At 54.4% G+C, this 22,532-nt stretch carries 22 protein-coding genes and 1 pseudogene; 3 read left to right on the forward strand and 20 right to left on the reverse strand.

The features are described 5' to 3' along the window. Positions 1–72: 72 nt before the first annotated feature. The 3 genes from FF011L_RS09275 to accD form a co-directional block, all read right to left on the reverse strand. The gene (locus FF011L_RS09275; RefSeq protein WP_145351419.1) at positions 73–690 is read right to left on the reverse strand and encodes a hypothetical protein; all 618 of its coding nucleotides are present in this window, start codon (positions 688–690) and stop codon (positions 73–75) included. 716 nt (positions 691–1,406) lie between these two features. Further along, positions 1,407–2,414, reverse strand: a complete 1,008-nt coding sequence (locus tag FF011L_RS09280) for a serine/threonine protein kinase (protein ID WP_145351420.1) — start codon at positions 2,412–2,414, stop codon at positions 1,407–1,409. Between the two features lie 2 nt (positions 2,415–2,416). After that, complete coding sequence (gene accD, locus FF011L_RS09285) at positions 2,417–3,316, reverse strand: acetyl-CoA carboxylase, carboxyltransferase subunit beta (RefSeq protein ID WP_145351421.1); 900 nt, start codon at positions 3,314–3,316, stop codon at positions 2,417–2,419. A gap of 208 nt (positions 3,317–3,524) precedes the next feature. Between accD and FF011L_RS09290 the strand changes: the two genes are divergently transcribed. Then, on the forward strand, positions 3,525–5,033 hold the full coding sequence (locus FF011L_RS09290) for a glycoside hydrolase family 10 (protein ID WP_145351422.1): 1,509 nt from the start codon (positions 3,525–3,527) through the stop codon (positions 5,031–5,033). 652 nt (positions 5,034–5,685) lie between these two features. Here the strand turns inward: FF011L_RS09290 and FF011L_RS09295 are convergent. Both FF011L_RS09295 and FF011L_RS09300 read right to left on the reverse strand, forming a co-directional pair. Further along, on the reverse strand, positions 5,686–7,320 hold the full coding sequence (locus FF011L_RS09295) for an ABC transporter permease subunit (RefSeq protein ID WP_145351423.1): 1,635 nt from the start codon (positions 7,318–7,320) through the stop codon (positions 5,686–5,688). Between the two features lie 332 nt (positions 7,321–7,652). Then, positions 7,653–8,786: a M24 family metallopeptidase gene (locus FF011L_RS09300; RefSeq protein WP_145351424.1), complete on the reverse strand. Its 1,134-nt coding sequence runs from the start codon at positions 8,784–8,786 to the stop codon at positions 7,653–7,655. Between the two features lie 480 nt (positions 8,787–9,266). Between FF011L_RS09300 and FF011L_RS09305 the strand changes: the two genes are divergently transcribed. Then, positions 9,267–10,940, forward strand: coding sequence for an AAA family ATPase (locus tag FF011L_RS09305; protein ID WP_145351425.1), 1,674 nt, complete (start codon positions 9,267–9,269; stop codon positions 10,938–10,940). A 135-nt stretch (positions 10,941–11,075) separates the two neighbouring features. On the opposite strand, the gene FF011L_RS09310 is transcribed toward FF011L_RS09305, so the two are convergent. Then, positions 11,076–11,825: an alpha/beta hydrolase gene (locus FF011L_RS09310; RefSeq protein ID WP_218933098.1), complete on the reverse strand. Its 750-nt coding sequence runs from the start codon at positions 11,823–11,825 to the stop codon at positions 11,076–11,078. Between the two features lie 194 nt (positions 11,826–12,019). Continuing rightward, a complete protein-coding gene (locus FF011L_RS09315) occupies positions 12,020–12,295 on the reverse strand; it encodes a hypothetical protein (protein ID WP_145351427.1) in 276 nt (91 codons plus the stop codon). 328 nt (positions 12,296–12,623) lie between these two features. On the opposite strand from FF011L_RS09315, the gene FF011L_RS09320 reads away from it, so the two are divergent. Next, on the forward strand, positions 12,624–13,046 hold the full coding sequence (locus tag FF011L_RS09320) for a hypothetical protein (RefSeq protein ID WP_145351428.1): 423 nt from the start codon (positions 12,624–12,626) through the stop codon (positions 13,044–13,046). 15 nt (positions 13,047–13,061) lie between these two features. On the opposite strand, the gene FF011L_RS09325 is transcribed toward FF011L_RS09320, so the two are convergent. The 13 genes and pseudogenes from FF011L_RS09325 to FF011L_RS09385 form a co-directional block, all read right to left on the reverse strand. Next, positions 13,062–13,484, reverse strand: a complete 423-nt coding sequence (locus FF011L_RS09325) for a response regulator (RefSeq protein ID WP_218933099.1) — start codon at positions 13,482–13,484, stop codon at positions 13,062–13,064. 395 nt (positions 13,485–13,879) lie between these two features. Further along, positions 13,880–14,065: pseudogene (locus FF011L_RS09330) on the reverse strand (transposase); the annotation flags it as partial. Positions 14,066–14,826: 761 nt separating this feature from the next. Beyond that, entirely contained in the window at positions 14,827–15,327 is a 501-nt protein-coding gene (locus FF011L_RS09335; protein ID WP_145351430.1) for a hypothetical protein, read from the reverse strand. 778 nt (positions 15,328–16,105) lie between these two features. Further along, positions 16,106–16,657 (reverse strand): hypothetical protein, encoded by a 552-nt coding sequence (locus FF011L_RS09340; RefSeq protein WP_145351431.1) that lies wholly within the window; start codon positions 16,655–16,657, stop codon positions 16,106–16,108. Between the two features lie 195 nt (positions 16,658–16,852). After that, complete coding sequence (locus tag FF011L_RS09345; RefSeq protein ID WP_145351432.1) at positions 16,853–17,215, reverse strand: DUF7674 family protein; 363 nt, start codon at positions 17,213–17,215, stop codon at positions 16,853–16,855. A gap of 169 nt (positions 17,216–17,384) precedes the next feature. Next, positions 17,385–17,687: a hypothetical protein gene (locus FF011L_RS09350; RefSeq protein ID WP_145351433.1), complete on the reverse strand. Its 303-nt coding sequence runs from the start codon at positions 17,685–17,687 to the stop codon at positions 17,385–17,387. 158 nt (positions 17,688–17,845) lie between these two features. Then, positions 17,846–18,712: an ankyrin repeat domain-containing protein gene (locus FF011L_RS09355; protein ID WP_218933100.1), complete on the reverse strand. Its 867-nt coding sequence runs from the start codon at positions 18,710–18,712 to the stop codon at positions 17,846–17,848. Between the two features lie 584 nt (positions 18,713–19,296). Then, positions 19,297–19,869: a four helix bundle protein gene (locus tag FF011L_RS09360; RefSeq protein ID WP_145351435.1), complete on the reverse strand. Its 573-nt coding sequence runs from the start codon at positions 19,867–19,869 to the stop codon at positions 19,297–19,299. Between the two features lie 126 nt (positions 19,870–19,995). Further along, the gene (locus FF011L_RS09365) at positions 19,996–20,484 is read right to left on the reverse strand and encodes a four helix bundle protein (protein WP_145351436.1); all 489 of its coding nucleotides are present in this window, start codon (positions 20,482–20,484) and stop codon (positions 19,996–19,998) included. Between the two features lie 126 nt (positions 20,485–20,610). After that, the gene (locus FF011L_RS09370; RefSeq protein WP_145351437.1) at positions 20,611–20,871 is read right to left on the reverse strand and encodes a hypothetical protein; all 261 of its coding nucleotides are present in this window, start codon (positions 20,869–20,871) and stop codon (positions 20,611–20,613) included. A gap of 158 nt (positions 20,872–21,029) precedes the next feature. Beyond that, entirely contained in the window at positions 21,030–21,305 is a 276-nt protein-coding gene (locus FF011L_RS09375; RefSeq protein WP_145355158.1) for a type II toxin-antitoxin system RelE/ParE family toxin, read from the reverse strand. Positions 21,306–21,358: 53 nt separating this feature from the next. Further along, entirely contained in the window at positions 21,359–21,568 is a 210-nt protein-coding gene (locus FF011L_RS09380; RefSeq protein WP_143547653.1) for a hypothetical protein, read from the reverse strand. Positions 21,569–21,745: 177 nt separating this feature from the next. Continuing rightward, positions 21,746–22,318 (reverse strand): DUF6438 domain-containing protein, encoded by a 573-nt coding sequence (locus FF011L_RS09385; RefSeq protein WP_145351438.1) that lies wholly within the window; start codon positions 22,316–22,318, stop codon positions 21,746–21,748. Between the last annotated feature and the right edge of the window lie 214 nt (positions 22,319–22,532).

Consider the following 22,532-nt stretch of genomic DNA (forward strand, 5'->3'; position numbering starts at 1 on the left):
TGATCTGCAGAACCCTGCCGAGAAGGTTCGCCTAGCTGTCTGGCTCTCGCCAAGGCATTCCTGTAACCAGGCTTAACTTGGTTCTCGAATGAAATAACGCTTTCGAGGCTTGGCGGCCTCCACAGCCGGCTGGAACGATTCTTTGCCAAATCCAGGCTGCGGCGGGGTGGGGGGCAGAGCACTGCGCTGTTGTTCTGTTTCACTGGAAACCCGAGAGCGTGCCGCTGTCGCGTTTGGATAGCTTACGCGGAACGCTGGAGGGGCTGCTGTCGAACTCTCTGCCGTCGAGCTCTCCTTGGCCAGTTCCGGCGCCGGTTCGCTTACGGTCGTCGCTGGTGGGATGGCAATACGTTGCGAAGCCCAAGCCGACGGAGGTCGCACGGGAGTCGGCACGGTTGCCGAGAACCGATCATTGATCTCCGGGGGCGTCTCCATTGGAATCGCAACGTCGTTGTAGTCCGAAGGCAGTTCGGGAATCGCTGCGGGCGCTGGCTGATCCGCTCGCGGCGGCTCGGGATCGGGAGACCATAGGTCAGCGTTCCCTGTCGATATTTCCCTAAGAGTCGATTCACCCGAATCGAACGAACGGGGCGTCGCAATCGGAACCGATTCCGTCGAAGTTCGACGAAAGGGAAGGGCGGCCAGGATTCCAAGAATAAGGATTGGAATCCCATAAGATATGGTGCGCATCACTAAGAACCTCAAGGTGCCGGCGCAGCGGAGACCGAATGGTCCGCGCACCGCGGGTTCTCTTCCATGAGGTAAAGTGCTCTGTTTCCTACATCACGTTACTTATCGGCCAGGGAAGCCAAGAAAGTTGAAGATTCTAGCGGAGCCCGCAAGGTCCGCCTAAACCCTCCAGTCTGTCGCTTCCGGGGCGACGCAGAGGCTGCCGGGCGGTGCGGTGAATCCCGTGGGACGTCAGCCCAGTGCCAGCCATCTTCTTAAACGGCGCGAGCCGTCCGGCAAGTTCATTGTGCCTTCTATGCGATTGCCAGAAGACTTGGCCCCGTGCCCTCTACTTTGGCGTCTACGGGCGAATTTCTTAGCGGAACGGCGCGAGCCGTCCGGCAATTTCATTGTGTCTTCTATGCGATTGCCAGAAGACTTGGCCCCGTGCCCTCTGCTTTGGCGTCTGCGGGCGAATTTCTTAGCGGAACGGCGCGAGCCGTCCGGCAAGTTCATTGTGTCTTCTTTGCGATTGCCAGAAGGCTTGGCCCCGTGCCCTCTACTTTGGCGTCTACGGGCGAATTTCTTAGCGGAACGGCGCGAGCCGTCCGGCAACCGCATAGAAAAACCACCCACAGACGCGAAAGCCGGTGGCATTCAGCGTTAGCCCCGGGGCAAGCGGTTTTGCGTGCGTCTGCCGTTCGCTGCCCTGGTCAACACGAAATCGGGCTGGCGGATCATTCGGCTTGAGCGGTTTCCTGGTCGATGCCGCTGATCTGCTGCAGAAATTTGTCCATCGAGGGTGTCCGGTCTTCTGGCTTGGGGGCCAGGCAGGACATGATGGCCCGTCCGATTCGCGGCTGCAAATCGGGGTAGCGTTCAAAGATATCGATCGGTGGCAGCGTGTCGTGCTGCAGTGCCGCACGCCCTGTGGTTTCGACGATATTCCAAGGAAATTCAAACGTCAGCAGGCAGTAGGCTGAAACACCAAACGAAAAGATGTCGACTCGTTTGTCCGTGGGACGCCGGCGGACAATTTCGGGCGACATATAAATCGGGGTTCCCGTTCGATTTCCCGGAGCCATAAACGGAGGGGTTGCCGGTACGGTCAGCCCAAAATCGATCAGCTTTAGCCCTACCAGGTCTGGCAGGCAGATAAAGTTTCGCGGGCAGATGTCTCGGTGAATGAATTCTTTTCGGTGAACGTACTGGATTGCCTGGGCCATTTGGCGAATCAGATTGATTCGTTTTCCCGCAACCAGATTAGCATCCGCGGACTGGACCACTTGCTGGAGGTTGGGGCCGGCGATGTATTCCATCACGAGGTAGCGTTCACCTCGCGTCGTTTCACCATGCTCAAGCGTTTCCATGACCAGAGGATGATCCATTTGCATGGCAATTTCACCCTCGGTCGGTTTTTTAAGCCCTTTAAATCGAGCTTCAAACAGATCGACCTTTTCCGGGTCGCAAATCTTGACGCCGACTTTTCGGTCCAGCTGTCGGTCATGAGCTAAGAAAAAATTCCCCATCGTTCCGGAGACCGACGACCGCAGGCGTTCGAAGCGGAGTTCGACATCGCACTTGGTCCGATTGGGGGCGGTCCCTTTTTTGGCTGGCTTTTTGGGAGTTTTGGGAGCTTTCGCATTTTTAGGATTTTTCGACGACTTTGCCGATTGGCTTGCGTCCTCGCTCGCCGGATCCTTGGATCCTTTGAGGAGACCTTTTAGTGAATCGAAAATCCCCATGATTATTTCCCGCAGTAGTCGATCGCTTGAGCAATTTCGCTTTTAAGTCGTTCCCGGGTCACAATTCGATCGATGTAGCCATGTTCCATGAGGAATTCGCTGGTTTGGAATCCTTCGGGAAGTTCGATTCCAATCGTCGCTTTAATCGTGCGGGGGCCAGCGAACCCGATCAACGCCTTGGGCTCGGCAACCACCAGGTCTCCCAGAGACGCAAAACTGGCGGCGACACCACCCATCGTTGGATTGGTCAGGACGCTGATAAATAAACCACCGGCTTTGTCATAGCGTGCTAATGCAGCGGAGACCTTTGCCATTTGCATCAGCGACAGGATCCCTTCATGCATTCGGGCTCCACCGCCCGAGCCGCTAACGATGATAAGTGGCAGGTTCTGATCGGTAGCACGTTCGATCAGTCGGGTTAAACGTTCGCCGACGACCGAGCCCATGCTCCCCATGATAAATGCCGAATCGGTAACTGCAAATGCAACACGACGTGCCCGGATCATTCCGGTCCCGGTAATCACTGCGTCGGTCAATCCGGTCCGTTTTTGTTCCGAAACCAGACGGTCGGCATAACGCTTACGATCGGAAAATTCCAACGGATCGGTCGGCGATAGTTCTTCGTCGCATGGTTCAAACGTGCCGTCATCGAGCACTTGGGTGATCCGTTCGCGAGCCGAGACGTAGAAATGATATTCACAGTTCGGGCAAACGTTTCGCCGCCGTTGCACTTCTTTGCGATACAGTGAAGCTCCGCACCCGGGGCATTTGATCCAAAGGCCTTCGGGGACACCTCGCTTTTTAGGGACGGATGAGTCTGCTGCGTCTTCCCCCGCTGGAAGGGAATTCACGTCAGAAGAGGGGGCCGAAGATTTGCTAGGTGCGGTCACGGAATCTGGCATGGGATTTGGCGACAATAAATCAGGAATTCAGATACGTACACAGTTTATCCACAGAGTCCGGTTTTTGCCTGCCCCCACTAGTGACGATTTTTCACATGAATTGAACGAAACTGCATTGCCCGTTAAATTCTGACGGTTCCTTAACTACGCAGCTTGCGCTGCCCGATACTCCTACTCGCCTTTTCGGACGGTCTGGCTGCCTCAAATTATGGGCCAATTCCATTTCGACATTCCCGAATTACTGCTCGAACAGGGGGCTTTCGGAGAAGAGCGGTCTCTCTGGAAATACGCGTACCTAACCGGAATCGAGAGTATTCCGTCGGAGGGAGAAACACGCTTTGCCGATGGGCGGATGACGATTTCTCGTCGCGCCGATGAATCCGCTAAACTTTCGGTTCCTTGGAATATCCCGGGCTATGGCCCGGTGACCTTGACGACCTGCAGCCTGCGTCCCGGCGACGGACCCTACAATTTGGCCCTCGAATTGGCTCGCGGCTCCTGTTATCGGGTCCGTACTCAAGCCGATGTCTGGGAACGGTCGGGCCTGAGGATGTCCGAAAATTTTAAAGATTTATTGGCTCAGGGAACCTCTTTCTTCCTGGATGCCGCCCAGCGGATCGCTAATCCTGCCGCCGCGGGGGAAGATGCGATGAAGGCGATTCGGCATCTGGAGGCCGCCTCTGCTGATTTACTGGAATCCTACGCAGCCCAGGCCCTCGCGTTCCGGCGAGACCATGAGGGGCAATTGGGGACGCTGCTGGGGGTGTCGATGCAGCCGGCACAGCCGCCGACCGAAGCACAGACCCAGATGTATGTGGAAACCTGCAACACGGTCGCCGTTCGGCTTTCTTGGGCCGATGTCGAAACCGACGCCGGGCGATTGGATTTCGATGCGGTCGATAAAATGTTTGCCTGGGCGGAGAAGCATGGGCTGCGCGTGATCGCAGGTCCTCTGTTTGATTTCCAAGATAAATTGCTCCCGCATTGGCTTTACCTTTTTGAAGACAATTTCGATGGTTTGATCGATGCTGTCTGCCGCTTTGCCGAGCAGGCCGTTCGGCGATATGTCGGCCGAGTCCATTTATGGAATTGTGCGGCGGGGTTAAATACCAAAGGCCCCATCCGTTTAAGCGAAGACCAAGTGATGCGGTTAGCCGTCGCGGTGGTCCAAACCGTTCGCCGTGTCGATCCACGGACTCCCGTGATTGTCGCTTTTGACCAACCCTTCGGTGAATACTTAAGCCGTGAGCGTGAAGGTATCTCGCCACTGCATTGTGCGGACGCACTGGTGCGAGCCGGATTGGGGTTGGCCGGGATCGGACTGGAACTGCGAATGAATTACGAGCAGATCGGAACGCTCCCACGGACCAACTTGGATTTCAGCCAATTGGTTGACCGCTGGGCAGTGTTAGGCCTGCCACTGATGTGTCAATTAACGGTTGCCGCAAATAGTGGAATCGACGCCGGAGCACTTCGCCCAACGGACGTGTTGCTGGGATCCCCGCCGCCGGCCATTCCCGAAAAGAACCAACTCCGCTTAGCGGGTGGGTTTATCCGGACTCTGTTGGCAAAGAATTTTGTCCATGGAATTATCTGGGAAGGCTGGGATGATTCGCGGCCGCATATTTTTCCGTACAGCGGTCTGCTGGATGAACGAGGAAACCCGCGACCCCTGCAGCAGTATCTGGCGCGGCTAAGAAAAGACTTTCTCTGCTAATTCCGCGAGGGTGAAGACCCAATCCCCTCTACGGGCGAATTTCTTAGCGGAACGGCGCGAGCCGTCCGGCAAATGCATCGTGTCTTCTATGTGCTTGCCAGAAGGCTTGGCCCAATGCCATCTACGCGCGACTTTCTTAGCGGAACGGCGCAAGCCGTCCGGCAAATACACCGTGTCTTCTATGTGCTTGCCAGACGGCTTGGCCCAATGCCATCTACGGGCGATTTTCTTAGCGGAACGGCGCAAGCCGTCCGGCAAATACACCGTGTCTTCTATGCGATTGCCAGCCGGCATGGCCCCAATGCTATCTACGGGCGACTTTCTTAGCGGAACGGCGCAAGCCGTCCGGCAAATACACCGTGTCTTCTATGTGCTTGCCAGACGGCTTGGCCCCAATGCCATCCACGGGCGAATTTCTTAGCGGAACGGCGCAAGCCGTCCGGCAAATGCATCGTGTCTTCTATGCGCTTGCCAGAAGGCTTGGCCCAATGCCATCTACGGGCGAATTTCTTAGCGGAACGGCGCAAGCCGTTCGGCAAATACATCGTGTCTTCTATGCGACTGGGCCGGACGGCTCGCGCCGTTCCGCTAAGAAAGTAGGCGGCATTGACGTGCCCACCGAGAAGCAGGCGGGCGTTCACTCGGACGCTGACTATTCGCCAAAGCGTACTCGAGCCGCCAGCCGCCACACGATCCCGCCCATTAGTAACGCATTTAGCACGATGGTACTGACGAAATATCCCAGTACCAGGTAGACGTTGCCGATGTTCGCCGGCTGCAATTTGTCGCTGGTCAATTGGGCATTTAGCGGGATGGCAAAGACCGCGTTGAAGGGGCTGGCAATTCCTAGAACCTGCGACCGCCCGATGGCGACAGGCGAAAACTCTAAGATTTGAAATAGCATCGTCAGTGCAACCGGAGCGGCGTACAGAATCAAAAGCAGAGCGTACGTCGTCATCAGGCTGATGGAGCTCTTGCGGGAAAAAACACTGCAGAACATCGCAATGATCGCGTTGCTGATGCAGGTAGCGATGACAATCAACAGCATCGTTGCCAAGGCGATCCAATTGCTCCAAAAATCGGAAACCAGTAGCCCTCCTAGGAACAGAGGCCAAAGAAGAAAACTTGTCAATACAGCGGAGACGCGGAAGCCGACGATCAGTTTTCCCCAAAGGATTTGCCAAGGGGTGATCGTGGTCGTTAGCAGCAGATCGAGGGTTTCCCGTTCCCGCTCACTGGTCATGCTGCCCGCAAGGAATACAGGGCCGATCAGGATATTAAAGACCAACACGTAAACGACATACCAAGCGCACAGTGCGGACTGGGCAAACAGCAGCCAAGCCATCAGCGGGATCGCCAGAAGCATGCTGATTTGGATAACCAGCCGCAGCATCAACGTCCCTTGGCTAAAAATTTCGCTATGGATTTCTTTGTCGTAAACTGGATTCGCCCCATCGGCCATCAACTGTTGTTTTTTGGGAGGAGCAAATAAACGATCGGGGAACTGGTCTCGCTGAATGACCAGTCCCACCGCTCGATCGGCTTCGTCTTGAAGGTCGACGACCTCTTTGCCTTCACTGCCAACATCGGGCGGATAAAGCATTCTTGCCGCCGCATTGCTACACAGCAGCAGCACGGCTGTTAATCCGTAAGCAGGGACCACCAGCATGGTTAACTTCAGACGCAGCTCTGCGTTCCCTTCCAGGGATTTCCAGAACAACACGCCTGCCAGAACAAGTGCCAGGACAACCAGATAACTGACCGCTAGCGACGCACTGGTCCGTTTGAAGTAACTGCTCGCCGCAATTCCAATCGCTCCAAACAGGATCACCGAAACGATCAAGCCAACGTAAGCCGCGGCCACTTCGTAAACACTGATCCCTCCCAGCGGCAAGCAGAGCACGATGATCGGTAAAGAAGCGAGGATCAGCATCCCCAGGTGCGTTAGGGCAGCGACCATTTTCCCCAGCACAATTGCTCCGGGACGCAGAGGGCTGGCAAGCAGCATCTCATAGGTGCGGCGTTCTTTTTCTCCGCTAATGGCTCCGGCTGCAAAACTTGGAGCCATCAACGACGCGATCACGTATTGCCCAAGGAAAAACAGATCGACCAGTTTTCTTGCCGACCGAGGGTTCCCTGTAAGGTCCAGACGGTCCTCCGTCGGCCAAGCGATCAGGACGACGACCGCCAGCAGCAATTGATAAACGGCCATCAACAAGAAGGCGCGTCGAGTCCGTAAATTGACCAACAATTCACGCTGCAGGACTGGATTTTCAAATACGTACACGTGAAGGGTTTGGTCTTTCGATACGAAAATAGGGGCCGCGTACCTTGGAGGAGCGAATGCAATTGTAGCGGAACCGCGAAGCCCTGAATGACGCGGACTGAAGGTGGCGGAACACAATCGTTACGCTCGCAGCAGGCGTTCGTGCCGAGCCCCGAATCGCAAAGTCCATTCACGCTGGCTTCCCTCTCCAGCAAATTCCAGGCAAGTGGAATTTGCTAAGGATTTGAGCGAGAACGGCCTGGGGACGCGTAAGAGAAAGCCGCTCCGAATCGCAACTTCTTGGCGATCGAGTATCGGTTCACCCTACGGCCCTTAAGGTCTGCTGAAAACGCTTAGGTCCAGTCCAGACCGGTTGGCAGATGATTCAGGTTCAAAGGCCCGTCGGCAGCGACCACGACCATATCTTCCAGCCGGACGGCGCCATCGCGGCGACCGTACAGTCCAGGTTCGACCGTGAAGACTTCCCGTTCCAGCAGCCGTCCACCACCATCGTCCAGAAGGATCGGTTCGTGGACTTCCAGACCGATACCGTGTCCGGTGCCGTGCTGGATCGTTGGTTCGTCGCTGACTTTTCCACGGGACAGTTTGAAACCGTGTCGCTGTTGCACCTCAATGACCGCTTGGTGGACTTCGGCTGCAGTGTTCCCTGGGGAGAGCATCGCAATCCCTGCGGCTTTGGCTTCGCAGACCGCTGCATGCATCGCCAATACGGTATCCGACGGAGTTCCGTGGACGACCGTGCGAGTGCAATCGCCCCAGTAACGCGTCGAATCGTCGCGAGGGTAAAGATCGACGATGATCGGAACCCCCGATCGCAGAGGGCCTGTACCGCTGTGGTGGCAGTCGGCGACTTCGGGAGCGGTTGCCACAATGGCTCCGTGCCCCATGCTGAAATTACGATCAAGGAAAAAGCGGGCTGCTAAGGCTCGAGCTTTTTCGCTTGTCAGAATTTCGCCGGCATGCATCAGTTGATCTTCGGAATCGACTTCGCAGTGTGCGATCAGTTCGCAGAGGTAACGGATTCCCTCTTCGGTAACTTTTTGAGCGTTCCGTAGGTTATCGATTTCGTGAAGGGATTTAACCCTCCGTTCCAGGACCCCTAAATCGGCATCGTATTCGATTCGAATATCACGCTCCATCAGCTGCCAAGCGAACAGGAACGGAAGGGAGCGATCGACGGTGATTTCCTTGACCCCTTCACGGACAAGGAACTCAGCGACCGCCTGTGCCGTGGCTGTTGCACGGTCGGCGTCCAGCCCACCTGCCGGAGTGAAATCAGCAGGCGAGTGGACGATCTGGCACTTTCCAGTCAATCGAGCACGCTCCGCTTCGATGTCTCGAATAATAAGGGTTGTTTCCCCGTCGATTGAGATCCAAGCCGCTGGGTCACCTGCGGTAATTCCGACAACACGGAAGAGAGTTGGATTTTCGGCTGGGATTCCGGCTAGCAGAAGATTCTTAGGCATGTTTTTGTTCGGATAGCGTTAAAAACGAGAGTTGCACGGGTGTCCAGCATAGCACTATTTCTTCTTTTTCATGAGAAACCTTGGTCTGGAGCTCCGTAATTTGACGAACTACTTGCTGTCTACGAGAGTGGACTTAAAATGATGACATGAGCTGGCTAGTCCAGTTCATATTTCCTTCGATCAATCACCGGCAGAGGGACCAATTTTCGGGCTGGCTTAAGCTATTGAAAGGCTTGTACAGAAGTACGCCGAAGCTTACGCCATTCTCCCAGCGGCTCTGTTCTTGCCGCCGACGATTGAAGGATATTATTAAAACCGGCCGTCACGGTGAATAACTGTGGCGGACGGTTTTTTTATGCGCTGTCGGTTTCGGGTCGTCGCGATAGGGAGTCCCATCTTGTAGAGTGGGGGGGCATTCGAAACGGAGTCGTAAGGGTTTACGGGCTTCGTTCCATTCCGCTGAATTCTGATAACCTGGGTATGCTGGACGACAACGATCTAACGGCTCAATTGTTTCGCGTGCTACGCGATTGTCGCAAGTTGTACGTCAACAGTGCGAAGCAGTTGGCACGGCGCCATCCGCATCTCTGCTTGGTCCCCCCGCAAGCCTTGGTCCCCATGATGGATGACCTTCATCGAGGCTTATTGGTCAAGGTTTACACCACGGTTGTCCGCAGTGATGGGCGTTGGAGCCGGACGGAAAAATATGTTGGGTCGGTCCTGATCGAACACCTTTGGGACCAGAAGCTGACCGGCAAAGATCTTCGCGATGCGGCCGAGAATCTGCTGGAACAAGCCGACAAACTTCACTGGGAATCGTTGGTGCAGCCGTTTGTGCAGTACCCACCCCTCCGCGATGCGCGTGCCCATGTCGAAACCATTGTCATGCGGTTGGCGAACCTGGTTGCCAAATGTGATGGTTTGACCTCTCCGGAAGAAACGATCACCCTGCATACGCTTCAACAAGAAATCGATCTGGCGCTACGCCCCGAATCGATTGATGAAACCGCTCCGCTGGAAAGTAATACGGTCCAGCAAAGGCCGGCGGGTGGGAGCCGGACGCAGGCCGTCAATTCGGTCAAGCAAGCCGCCGTTGAACCGGCAGCGACGCTTACTTCCGCCGATGCGGTAGACCGTCAAAGCGACGTGGATGAAAAGACTGCGGAACAGCGTTTGGCCGATGCCTTGGCTGAGCTGCAAAAATTGATTGGGCTGGAAGATGTTAAAGCGAGACTCGATTCGCTGGCCAATTTTCTTCGCCTGCAAAAACAACGGGAGCAGGCGGGGTTGTCGACGATGCCGATCAGCCTGCACATGTCTTTTGTCGGGAATCCCGGAACCGGCAAGACCACGGTCGCTCGAATTGTGGGGCAGATACTGTCTGCGATGGGAGTTCTAGCGAAAGGGCATTTGGTCGAAACCGACCGAAGTGGTTTGGTTGCCGAGTACGCTGGTCAGACCGCTGTAAAAACCAACAAACTTTGCGATTCCGCTCGGGATGGTGTGCTCTTTATCGATGAAGCCTACAGTTTGGTCGACGCTTCAGGCGACGACGCGTTCGGACGCGAAGCCATTCAGACGCTGCTTAAGCGAATGGAAGATGATCGAGATCGATTGGTTGTGATCGTGGCGGGATATCCGGATGAAATGGATCAGATGATCCGGACCAATCCGGGGCTTTCATCAAGGATCAATCATCGACTGAAATTTGATGATTACGGACCCGCCGATTTGGGCCGAATCTTTGGGATCTTGTGCGATGCCAACCAGTACCGACTGCCTGCACAAAGCCGCCGGCGGCTATTGGTGGGGTTGGACGAATTGCATCGTGAACGGGACCGGCATTTTGGAAATGGTCGGTTGGCTCGGAACACCTTTGAGGATTGCGTCCGGCGGTTGGCCGATCGAATCGCAAGCGTGGTTCCGCTGACTGAAAAACTGTTGACGGAACTGAGCCCCGAGGACATTGTGGTTCCGGGGTTATCGGATCGCGAGTTGCAGAAGTTGCTGGAACAGCCGATGACCCTGCGGGTTACCTGTACCAAGTGCGGTAAGAGACTGCGGGTTCGTGGATCGTTGCTCGGAAGGACCGCTGCGTGTCCGAAATGCGAGACAAAATTCCGAGTCGACTGGGCCGATGTCGAACGCTCGTAGGATCCTCGCTCTGCCTTCCCAAGCCTGCCGATTGAGCGTTTGCCGATTGAGCGTTTGCCGATTGAGCGCTTGCCGATTGAGCGCTTGCCGATTGAGCGTGCGCGATCCGAATCGAAACGCTGACCGGCTGGCAATTTAGAGCGTCTGAAACAGACGATGCATGCCACTGTAAAGATCGGGTGGTGGGGGGACATTGTGCGTCAGTCCCTCGATCCGCAGGAATGTCTTCTCTTTCGAACGACTGGCTGCAAACAGTTTTTCGCCCGATTCGAACGGAAGGATTTCGTCGGCCGTTCCGTGCAACTGAAGCAGCGGACCGCTGTAGACGGTGATCCGTTCGTGGGATGGGTAGCGATTTCGCATCAGCCAACGGATCGGGAAGATCGGGTACATTCCCGCTGCAACGTCGACCATCGAATGAAACGTCCGGTCTAGGATCAGAGCCGAGGCCCCTTCCGTTGCGGCGTTTGCGACGGCAACGCCTCCTCCTAGCGAACGACCGTAAAGGACGATTTGATCGGCGGGAATTCCAGCTCGCTCGGCAAGCCAGCGCTGCGCAGCAACCCCGTCTTGAAGAACTCCGATTTCTGTCGGGCTCCCTTCGCTTTTGCCGTATCCGCGATAGTCAAATACGAAGACGTTCGCATTGAATTCTGACCTTAGGCTGGACATTTCGTTCCCCAGGTCGGAAACGTCTTCGGCATTTCCGTGAAAGAACAGAATGGTTCGTTCGGGTTCCCCGTGGGGGAAGTACCAACCATGAAGAGCGGTCCCGTCGCTGGAATCGAACGTGACGTCTTCGAATGCTAGATGTTTGGGGGACCAGTCCGCTGAACTTGGGTCGGGGCTGGGATAGACCAGCTTCGTTTCAAAGGCGACTAGCATGAGCATCGCTCCGCCATAAAAAATAGCGATCCGATAGATCCAACGACGTAGGAGTGACGGGGACCGATCGGGTGGGGAGGTTTGCGTCGACACAACTGGTTTTCGAAATCGGAGGAAGCGTCCGCGATTCGCTCGCTCAGTGAGACATTCTGCCGAATCGAATGACGATTGCTGCGGAACCTAATAAGAGGGCTCTAAACGGGGTCGGCGACGTTGTCACGGAGTGATGGAATAATGACGGAGCCGACGATCAGGATCATCACCGTAAACATGTGCAGCAACCAAGTATGATCGCAATTCACGACGGTTCGAGCTGTCAAAATCGTTTGCAAGGCAAAAGCGAAGATGAAAAATCGGTCGGTTAGTCGAGTCGCTGGCCCAACCGACAATTTGCTGGCAAACATCGCAAGGATGGCCAACAACGGAAAGCCCAACGTATTCATGCCCTCTGCAACCGCGAATAAATCCATTCTAGCGTTCTCCTGGCAGATGATCACAATTCGAGAAATAGGTGCTTAGGAAAAACGGTCTTCGACGGGACAGTCTTGATGCTAGCGAAAGCGATCGACCGGCAGCTCCTCGGCACGCGTCCTCCTGACGCTTGGTTACCTTCGCAGGTATGCCCCGGTTCGTGAAGTTCAATTCTTGAGAACAAAAAAAATAATTCAGGGTGAAAATTCGTTTCAGGCGGGAAAAACGGAAAACTTTCTCTAAACCGCCAGGATGGGATAACCGATACAAACCGTACACCGCTTGGGCGGTGTCCCATTCCTTTGTCCGCTGTGAGATCCTCTTATGATGGCCGTCCGCTCTGTCTTCACTCGTGATCGCTATCTCCTATTGGCTCTCGTAGCCGTGGTTTGCTCTGGTTGCCGGATTTGCGCTAGCCCAGACCTGGATTCCTACACGACCTACGGAGGTGCCTGGGAGCGTACCGATCGAGACCATGGCAGGGTGGGAAGCGTCTTCGATCCCGCTGGGGTTCGCGTCGCAGGAGAGCCGGTCAATACCGAAACGGATTCTCCGAAACCGTTCGAGCCGAAAGGCCCGTCACTCGATGATGTCGATGGCCCCACGGATGAACTGCAGGATGGCCGCCCACAGATTGACGATGTCCCAAAAGAACGTCGCGGTAGTCCAGAAGACCTTCGCGATTTAGAACTAGAAGACATTCAAGTCGAATTGATGGAAGCACCGCCACTCGTGCTGCCATCGGCATAACAAGGCGAACCGTCTCTAAGTCTGCGTGAGGTTACGGACGCACATCAAGAAGTGAGTCCGATCGATCGGTTTTGCGACCAGGCAATTACAGTCCAGTCCTTGGCAGCGACCGTTGTTGGTATCGGCAGCGGTGACAGCGATGATCGGCGTTTCGATTTCCGCCTCGCGAATGATGGCGATCGCATCGTAGCCCGATAGAACCGGCATCTGCAGGTCCATCAAAATCAAATCGTAGGGATGCTCGATTCGTTCCGGATCAAAAACCTTCTCGACCGCCTCCTGCCCGTTGTTAGCCACTTCGATCCGTTTGAAGCTGTCTCGAAGGTACTGCTTCAGCAAAAACTGAATCGAACGTGTATCGTCCACGATCAACACCGAATCTCGATCGGGATGAGGGATTTGCCTTTGCGGGTTTCGCTGGTTTATGGAAGCAATCAATGGACCCCTGCTCGGTTCGATTGGTAGCAGATCAGTACCTGCCATTCGGAATTCAGTAGCCGATCCGGTAGATCCGAAAAGTGGTTAGGATTCGCCGCATCACACTTGGCCACAAGAACCAATAATGTGACTGCAATGATTGTGCCAATTAGCATTGTTTCTGGTTCAATCTGCCGCTCGCAAGCGAATTAGCACGATCCAGGGGGAAATTTCTCGGATCGATGCGAAGAGTGATCGAGAATGGACCAGTTGGTTGTTCGGCTTGCAACCATCCTGGCAAATTCGAAACAGAAGCTTTTTGCGCGATCGCGTGGCGTAATTTTTGTTGTCCACGGCAGGGCAAAACGTTTCTTGCTTTCGTCTGGCTCCGGTTTGAAATCACCGGGGAGGAAGACCCGCAATCGCTTGGCCTCTTCGCTCCTCATGCCCCCGTACTGGGCTCGCCAGCGGCTTAGTGTCGCTTCACTGACCTCAAGGGATTGCAGCACTTCGCCAACGCTCTTGCCAGCCACCAACATCGTGTCGGCGTCGCGTAGCTTCTTGATAATCGGTTCAGGTGAATGTCGTCGTTTCTTGCTCACGAAAAATCGTTTGCCGAAATTGGTTCTAGACCTTCATAGCACCTGGATCAGGTTATGGCGAGCATTCCAGCTAGGCGTGGATTAGAACGCAGGAAAAAATGATTGCTTCAAGTGCGGATCGATGCATGTTCTGCTTAACTCCACGTCAGTTAATGGACGCAGCTAAAACGGGGTGCTGCGATGATATTTTTTAGAGCGTCTTTCGCAAACGCTTGATCGCGATGATCGTGAGATTCACGGGGCGGGGCTGCTCTTCCAATTCGAAAAACCAAACTTCGCCGCTCGCGTGCACCACGTAGTTCTTGTGATGGGCGTAATGCACACCGAACGATTTGCCAATCGCATCGACATTGCATGCCCTTAACATACGGGCCGAAATGGAGCCGAACAAAAAGCATCGATGCCGAGGCGTGGAGGAGCGGCGACACGCATCAAGGTTCACGATCCTAATCATTCGCGTAAATTAGCGTCATTCGCGGGCAAAAATATGCGCGCAATATTGCCCGCTAATAACGCCAATTTCGCGAATAGATGCGCCAGGTTGCCCTAGCCCGGAACGACCAATGACTGCCCTGTAGCCCTAGGCGACTACGAAAACGGCAAGAGAACGCTGGGCTGCAAGAAGCGAGCGACCACCAAGAGCATTCATTGCCAGCATGGACGGTGCGTCAACTGGCAAGAACGTCCGGGCTAATCGGGCATGGGGAGACGACTTTCCATTTGTAAAACCGTGCAAGCCGTGCTCCGTGTGCACGGCATTGTTATTGCTTTTGCTTTGCGTCGTCCAAGATCTTACCAAGTCTATCATGCAAGAACGACAGATTCTTCAGCCGGAACTCGGTAATGCCTCCTGTCTCGATCTCTCGGCTCAGCGAATCTATGGAATCGGCACAAGCTCGAATCCGCATTTGAGTGATCGAAAGGCCGTCGTGTTTTTTCAGCCAAGCAGCTGCGTTCTGCTCACTTAGTGCGTAGTGATCACGAAAACCCTTTGGCCAAGCACTCTCGATTTGGTATTGAATGATCTCGAATGATACTCGCCCGATCGTTGGCTTGTGGATGGTTGCCCCGTGGAACAATCCATTGTCAATGACGGTTTTGTCGTTGATGCGTCCCAGCAGCGCGGGAAACGCCTCTGTCCCCGCGTCACTTAAAGTGTCATGTGCGTGGCTGGCCGTCTTCGGGTCAGCAGCAAGCTTGTCGATAGCAGCATCGTAGTCGGCTGAAACTAAAAATGCGGTAAGGGCGATAACTGCGTACATCTACGATCTCAGTGCAATAACGGTTGTGGTCACACGGCGGCGATCCGCGATCGTTGCTTGCACGAATCGACGCTGCCGCCGCTCGCGTGCACCACGTAGTTCTTGTGATGGGCGTAATGCACACCGAACGATTTGCCAATCGCATCGACATTGCATGCCCTTAACATACGGGCCGAAGTGGAGCCGAACAACAAGCATCGATACCGAGGCGTGGAGGAGCGGCGACACGCATCAAGGTTGACCGCGCATCACGAGCCGTATCATTCGCGTAGATTAGCGTCATTCGCGGGCAAAAACATGCGCACAATATTGCCCGCTAATAACGCCAATTTCGCGAAAGTTTACTGAGCGCACCACCAAACGCCAAATTCGTCTACACATGATTCCGCACGGAAGTCGCCCTTTTCGTTTGGTTCGTCTATTTCGCGGTTGAACCATGACCGTACACCAATCCGCATTGCCAGAAAGAATGACAACCGCGAAAAACACGAAACACGCGAAAGTAAGGACAACGGCAACAAATCATGTAAATCGCCACCCGCATCGAAACCCGATAACAGTTCGCGACAGCCATGCGAGTGCTGCCATCATTCAAGACGCGGCAAAACCGAAACCGAACGCGTCAATCATTTGCCTGCCCAAGACGTTGACGCTAGAAGAACTCTTCACCCAACGAATGATTCGGATAACCGGGTGCGAAGAAACGATTCTCCACTTCAATACCTTCAACTCGGTGACTCGCGTGCATCCGGTGGTTCGTCGGCGTGTGCGTTCGTTTTCAGCGTCCATTTGCGTTTAATAACTTAAAGTCAGGGCTCAATAACTTCCAGGAGGGACCAACCTTCACCATCGCATCGAGTTTGATGGTAAGCAAACGTTCTTCTTGCTTGGCAACGACCCGAGCGTTGTCCGTCGCTTCCGTCTCTATCGAAAAACTGGCAAAACCAAAACTCATCCCAGGTTTTGTTTTGGCGATCGGTGACATACTCAAGTCCATTTTCTCGTACTTCGCACCACCAATTTCTTCGGCCAGTAGTTCAAGTTTCTTTGGCACATCGGCGTAGACCTTGTCGTAAACATTGTCGAGATCATTGCCACTAAAAATCGTCAAGAGTTCTTTTTTGGTGATAAACAGTTTCTTTGCATCATCCAGTCGCTTTTCTGCAACGGCTTCGACGAACGCACGCCCAATCGCTGCGGGTGTCTTGTAGACTGCTTCAGGCTTGGCTTTGGTTTCAGCCTTTTCTTGAGCGAATGTTGCTGAGTTGATCAGTGCCACACCAAGAATGATGCAAATTGCGACTGCCAACGTGTGCATTTGTGTTTTCATGGTAACGCTCCAATGAGAGTGATGCAGAGAATCGGCTAGCCGACGAACGGCACGATTGAACCGGCGGCGGCAGATGATCAACCACTTCAAAACGCCCGACTTCGCCGCTCGGTTGAATCGTTTGGCTCCACCCATTTGTGGACGGCAATCCGGAATAGGTCGTATTACGAGAGCCGCCGTTGTCATGCTAGTGTATCACGTTGAGTTCCCGGGCAAACGGGAGATTGAGCGGGCACGTTCATGCCTGAGCGCAGGCGTAAGCAGCTGAAGTGCCCATGAACGCAGTGTCCGTTCATCGTGGAAGTGCAGGTCTTCGACATACACGACATGGAAAAGTGATCGCATGTCAGGATAGCCGCAATTCAGGACCCGGTCGGCCATCTCAAAAAACTCGAGCAAGCGTGTCTGATCGTGGTGGTCAATCGCGGCTTGCGTATGCTTTCGAAACGCGACGAATGCAAAGTGCAAACGAGTCTTTGCGGACTCGCCATCAAAGTCGAGTGACAGCTCTGGAAACTGCTCAAGGGACCATTCAAGGAATGAAGTGCGGAATGTCATTCTGCATCACCCTTAGTGGTGGAACGTTGGAATTCACGTGGAGGCGGAAGTTGATCATCTACTTTCAAAAACACGCCACCGCCACTCGCGTGCAATTCTCTGGTTATCCGTTGTTTTGTGGTTGCCAAACAGCACCGAGGTCGCTTGTCGCTTAATGCAGCGGCATGTGTCAATCATTTCTACGACGCGTGAGCATCTGCTCGACGATCGCGTTTTGGGCGTCTAGCCATGCCAATTGCGACGTGGAAAAGGTGTAATTCTTGTCACTGCGTTCAATGATGCGAGTCCGAAGTATAGTTCGATAGCGGCCCTCGTAGTCAGAGACCCAGACCAGTGGTGGATCAAACGGTGGCCAATCGGCTTTTGGATCATCGGATCCTCGCGGAGGCTTGTACGGTACAGCGATGCGAAGATCGCCTGGGCCAATGAGTATGCGATCATCCGGAAGATCATACGTGTCGGGTTGAGTCATGCGTCTGGTGCGGGGGATCCGGGAAAGGAGTGATTTGAATGTTGGGGCAATTGGGTTCAGTCGGATAACGACCCAAGTCACCCGGCGGCGACGAGAGATTGTCCATTTCAAATCGCCCGATTTCGCCGCTCGGGTGCATTTTTGGGTTATGCCTCCGGTCAGGTCCGTGAACCCCGCCGCAATAGATTGACGATCGTCTGCCGCTCTCGCGAGCGTTTGTCCACGATATCCTGGGCAATTTTTCCCGATTTATCTTTGATGGTTGCGTCCGCTCCATATTCTAGAAGTATTTCTACGGACTTACGTTTGCCAAGGTGCGCCGCGCGAATCAACGCGGTTGAAGCAAAGTAGCTGTCGCAAACACGATTGACATTGACACCTTCATTCAAGAGCAATTCCAAACATTTGGGATTACCTGCCGCTTGAATCAGAAGAGAGTTGCCCTTCACATCTGTCGTTTCCGGCGGCAACCCTGCCTTTAACAACAGCCTCAGCAGCTTTGGGTCATTGAAATTCCCATACGGGTACTCGTAGTTGCCGAGCAGGCTTAGATCATTCCCACATGCTTCCAATTCCACTTTGATCTGATCGAATAATTGATCGCGTTCGGGTTTCGCCAGAAGACGAAGGAGTTTCTTTAGATTCGGTCGCTCCTGCTTGTCGGGAGTCGCGACGGTGCCTGTTACTTTAACAGTTGACCTCCTCGATGCACCTGTCCTGGACGGAGCAGAGCCCATCTTCTCGACCATTTTTGCAGCAGTGGAAATTCGTTGCTCGTTCCCCTTCTTGGTCGACGCCTTCGGCCGCCACGCCGTTCCTTCAGTCTGCGTGCACTTTGATCTCAGTGGAAACCGCAGTTCCACGGCAAGGCCGGTTGAAGCGGAAAGTTCATTAAAGCATCCAGCGCCGATCCCGTCCGTGAGTTGTCCCGCAAAATCCTCCCGTAATGCGCTGAGTTCTTTGCGAGACAGCCGTCGTTGGCTATCGACCTCAACAGCAATAGTGAGGTGACCATTCTCGTCCAAGACCAAGCGTGGGTGCCCGCCACGCATTGCGCATTCCTCAGCGAAGGCCAGTTCGGCGTAATTCAGCACGGAGTCAGAATAACATGCGAGGCCATCGAGTTTTCGTGTGAACGGTTCGGATGAGACGATTGCACCGTCGTGATCGACCAATTGAGCCTGCAAAGAGTTCAACGTCTTGTATCGCATTTCATTGACCACGTTTTAGTGGCATAACGGTAGCCGTCCTCGGGTGCACGGCTTGGATCTGGCCCGATTTCGTGCTCGTGCTCAGCATCGCGGTGCTCGTGCTCGTAATCGATCGTCACGGCATAGTCTACCGAAGGTTCTTTGACGCCGTCAAATTTCATGGCCATCCGGGTCAACATTGCCACGATTCGCTTGAGCTTGGACTTTAAGTCGCGACTCGTTGAGTCGTTCACCCCACCAGTCGCGACCAAGATATCTTGAATCGCCGCACATTCAAACGACGAACCGATCGTGGTCGAAGATTGGATCGTTCATCAAAGCCCCATTTCGATTACGAGCACGAGCACCGTTTCACTGAGCACGAGCACGAGGCGCGCTTCGTGGCATAACGGTAGCCGTCACCTGGGACGGACGATTGTCTTTCCATTAGTAAAACCGCGCAAGCCGTCTTCGGGTGCACGGCTTGGATCTGGCCCGCTTTCGTGCTCGTGCTCGTGCTCGTGCTCGTGCTCGTGCTCGTGCTCGTGCTCGTGCTCGTGCTCGTGCTCAGCATCGCGGTGCTCGTGCTCGTAATCGATCGCCACGGCATAGTCTGCCGAAGGTTCTTTGACGCCGTCAAATTTCATGGCCATCCGGGTCAACATTGCCACGATTCGCTTGAGCTTGGACTTTAAGTCGCGACTCGTTGAGTCGTTCACCTCACCAGTCGCGACCACGACATCTTGAATCGCTGCGCATTCAAACGACGAACCGCGAGCTATGTCGAAAAATCGAGCACGATCCTTCAAGCTTCGTTTGCCGTTGCCCTCGGCGATATTCAGCGGAATGGACTGGGCGGCGCGAAGCCATTGGTCGCGGGCGTGACGATGCAATCCGCTGAGCGATTTGCAAACGTCAAATGCATCAGCAACGTATTCGATCGAGAGACGATAAACATCGAGCCGATCGTGGTCGAAGATTGGATCGTTCATCAAAGCCCCATTTCGAGTACGAGCACGAGCACCGTTTCACTGAGCACGAGCACGAGCACGATGCGCGCTTCGTGCCAGAACGGCGGACATCACGGAGCACGGAGCACGGACGGAATACTTCCCACTTCAGAAACCTCGCAAGCCGTCCTCGGGTGCACGGCCTGGTTCTGCCCCGCTTTCGTGCTCGTGCTCAGCATCGCGGTGCTCGTGCTCGTAATCGATCGCCACGGCATAGTCTACCGAAGGTTCTTTGACGCCGTCAAATTTCATGGCCATCCGGGTCAACATTGCCACGATTCGCTTGAGCTTGGACTTTAAGTCGCGACTCGTTGAGTCGTTCACCCCATCAGTCGCGACCAAGACATCTTGAATCGCCGCACATTCAAACGACGAGCCGCGAGCTATGTCGAAAAATCGAGCACGATCCTTCAAGCTTCGTTTGCCGTTGCCCTCGGCGATATTCAGCGGAATGGACTGGGCGGCGCGAAGCCATTGGTCGCGGGCGTGACGATGCAATCCGCTGAGCGATTTGCAAACGTCAAATGCATCAGCAACGTATTCGATCGAGAGACGATAAACATCGAGCCGATCGTGGTCGAAGATTGGATCGTTCATCAAAGCCCCATTTCGATTACGAGCACGAGCACCGTTTCACTGAGCACGAGCACCAGCACGATGCGCGCTTCGTGCCAGAACGGCGGACATCACGGAGCACGGAGCACGGACGGAATACTTCCCACTTCAGAAACCGCGCAAGCCGTCCTCGGGTGCACGGCTTGGATCTGGCCCGCTTTCGTGCTCGTGCTCGTGCTCAGCATCGCGGTGCTCGTGCTCGTAATCGATCGCCACGGCATAGTCTACCGAAGGTTCTTTGACGCCGTCAAATTCATGGCCATCCGGGTCAACATTGCCACGATTCGCTTGAGCTTGGACTTTAAGTCGCGACTCGTTGAGTCGTTCACCCCACCAGTCGCGACCAAGACATCTTGAATCGCCGCACATTCAAACATCGAGCTGATCGTGGTCGAAGATTGGATCGTTCATCAAAGCCCCATTTCGATTACGAGCACCGTTTCACTGAGCACGAGCACGATGCGCGCTTCGTGGCATAACGGTAACGATCACGTGGTCGCCGCGAACGACTTACCACTTCAATAAACTCAACTCGGCGGCGCACCTGCATCGTCTGGTTCGCCGTCTGATGGAGGAGACGTTGGTAGGGTCATCGATCCATGAATCACCGCAAGTATACGAACCTCGCCGGGCAGTACTTGATGGATGATGCGATATGAGTCGGAGAACACTTCGCGAATGTCTTTACGTCCGTATTCTGGAACAACGGATCCGGAGTGCGGGAAATCGATGAGTTGTGGCTCAGGGCGAGCGAAAATTCGTTCGGCAACCGCAGAGGCGAACTCTGGAGAGGATTGAGCAATTTAGTCGTGAACACCAATCAATTGATCCGTCGCCCTTTCGGTCCAGCGGAGCTTCATTTGGATGCATTCGCTTTAGCCGCATCCAGCCGTTTGCGAACATCTGACGTTTCAAGAAGCCGCCCAGCCTCAGCGTCTGCCAACCCAAGTTCGACTTGTTGACGGACAAAAAGGTGATACTGCACACGCTCCCACGTTACGTCGTCAGGAAGACCCTGAAGAATGGACGAAGCGGCTTGTTTTACGGTTTCTGGTTCACTTTGCATTTTTTCGCTCGCCGTTAAGTGTCGGTTGACATTCTAGCGTGCGGCCGGACGGGAGGCAATCAATGCCAACCCCTGTCGGCGAACGTTGGAATTCACGCGGTGGCGGGAGTTGAGCATCCACCTCGAAACACACGCCACCGCCACTCGCGTGCAATTCTCTGGGTACCCGCACCCCTGTCACTTTATTGAACCTTTAGTCCAGTCAATACGGTCTGCCGTCCATTCAATCGTCGTTTGCAAAAGCCAGAAACGGTAATCGCCGACCGAACTGTCATTTCGTCGTTTCACCGGCACGTCCACGCCTCTGCGGACGAACGTAAGGTCAGAGACAATGGGATGCGAAGTCTGCACCTCGAAACCTAGCGGCGTGCCTGACGACTCAAATTGTTCAAGCAGGAGACAAATTTTACCGTATTGATCAAGTGTGATCTTTCCGGTGTGCTTTCCAATCCTTTCAACACTGGTGAATCCTTCATAGGTGGCAGTGCCATCAGATCGAAAAACAATTTCGTACGAAGGACCGGGCTTCATTTCAACTAGGTTCGGCTGCTGCCATTGAAATATTGCGATTTCGGTGTACGGCATGTGAGCCATCGCGACCGTTGCTTCGTCGGTTGCCCCAAAAGTGGAGAGAAAAGCGTACTTGCCGTGAGGCCGAACCGGAATCTTCACCGTTGAATTGACGTCAAGTTCTTGAGCAAAAGTGTAGTTTCCGACGCACAAGATAGTAGCGAGTAGTAAGTATCGCATTTGCACGCTCATTCGGGTAACGGCCGCAATCACCGAGTGCGGCCAAGTTGGCTTCCATTTTCAAACGCGCCATGCCGCACTTCGGTGAATTGCATGGGTACGCCCGGCATGGGCGTGATCGTTTTGGGGTGCAAGTCCCCTGTACGAGATTAGAAACTTTCAGGTGTCAGTATACCAAATGATCGACCACGAAAGGGAAGTACTAGACGAGGGC

It is taken from the genome of Roseimaritima multifibrata, assembly GCF_007741495.1.
Classification (GTDB): Bacteria; Planctomycetota; Planctomycetia; order Pirellulales; family Pirellulaceae; genus Roseimaritima; species Roseimaritima multifibrata.

What these genes read in the sequence shown, in the direction of transcription:
- FF011L_RS09370 (WP_145351437.1), bottom strand. Translation starts at nt 20,871, where the DNA reads ATGTGCGGCGATTCAAGATGTCTTGGTCGCGACTGGTGGGGTGAACGA.
- FF011L_RS09290 (WP_145351422.1), top strand. Translation starts at nt 3,525, where the DNA reads ATGGGCCAATTCCATTTCGACATTCCCGAATTACTGCTCGAACAGGGG.
- FF011L_RS09320 (WP_145351428.1), top strand. Translation starts at nt 12,624, where the DNA reads ATGGCCGTCCGCTCTGTCTTCACTCGTGATCGCTATCTCCTATTGGCT.
- FF011L_RS09310 (WP_218933098.1), bottom strand. Translation starts at nt 11,825, where the DNA reads ATGCTAGTCGCCTTTGAAACGAAGCTGGTCTATCCCAGCCCCGACCCA.
- FF011L_RS09360 (WP_145351435.1), bottom strand. Translation starts at nt 19,869, where the DNA reads ATGAACGATCCAATCTTCGACCACGATCGGCTCGATGTTTATCGTCTC.
- FF011L_RS09345 (WP_145351432.1), bottom strand. Translation starts at nt 17,215, where the DNA reads ATGACATTCCGCACTTCATTCCTTGAATGGTCCCTTGAGCAGTTTCCA.
- FF011L_RS09280 (WP_145351420.1), bottom strand. Translation starts at nt 2,414, where the DNA reads ATGGGGATTTTCGATTCACTAAAAGGTCTCCTCAAAGGATCCAAGGAT.
- FF011L_RS09315 (WP_145351427.1), bottom strand. Translation starts at nt 12,295, where the DNA reads ATGGATTTATTCGCGGTTGCAGAGGGCATGAATACGTTGGGCTTTCCG.
- FF011L_RS09335 (WP_145351430.1), bottom strand. Translation starts at nt 15,327, where the DNA reads ATGTACGCAGTTATCGCCCTTACCGCATTTTTAGTTTCAGCCGACTAC.
- FF011L_RS09340 (WP_145351431.1), bottom strand. Translation starts at nt 16,657, where the DNA reads ATGAAAACACAAATGCACACGTTGGCAGTCGCAATTTGCATCATTCTT.
- FF011L_RS09300 (WP_145351424.1), bottom strand. Translation starts at nt 8,786, where the DNA reads ATGCCTAAGAATCTTCTGCTAGCCGGAATCCCAGCCGAAAATCCAACT.
- FF011L_RS09365 (WP_145351436.1), bottom strand. Translation starts at nt 20,484, where the DNA reads ATGAACGATCCAATCTTCGACCACGATCGGCTCGATGTTTATCGTCTC.
- accD (WP_145351421.1), bottom strand. Translation starts at nt 3,316, where the DNA reads ATGCCAGATTCCGTGACCGCACCTAGCAAATCTTCGGCCCCCTCTTCT.
- FF011L_RS09305 (WP_145351425.1), top strand. Translation starts at nt 9,267, where the DNA reads ATGCTGGACGACAACGATCTAACGGCTCAATTGTTTCGCGTGCTACGC.
- FF011L_RS09380 (WP_143547653.1), bottom strand. Translation starts at nt 21,568, where the DNA reads ATGCAAAGTGAACCAGAAACCGTAAAACAAGCCGCTTCGTCCATTCTT.
- FF011L_RS09385 (WP_145351438.1), bottom strand. Translation starts at nt 22,318, where the DNA reads ATGCGATACTTACTACTCGCTACTATCTTGTGCGTCGGAAACTACACT.
- FF011L_RS09350 (WP_145351433.1), bottom strand. Translation starts at nt 17,687, where the DNA reads ATGACTCAACCCGACACGTATGATCTTCCGGATGATCGCATACTCATT.
- FF011L_RS09275 (WP_145351419.1), bottom strand. Translation starts at nt 690, where the DNA reads ATGCGCACCATATCTTATGGGATTCCAATCCTTATTCTTGGAATCCTG.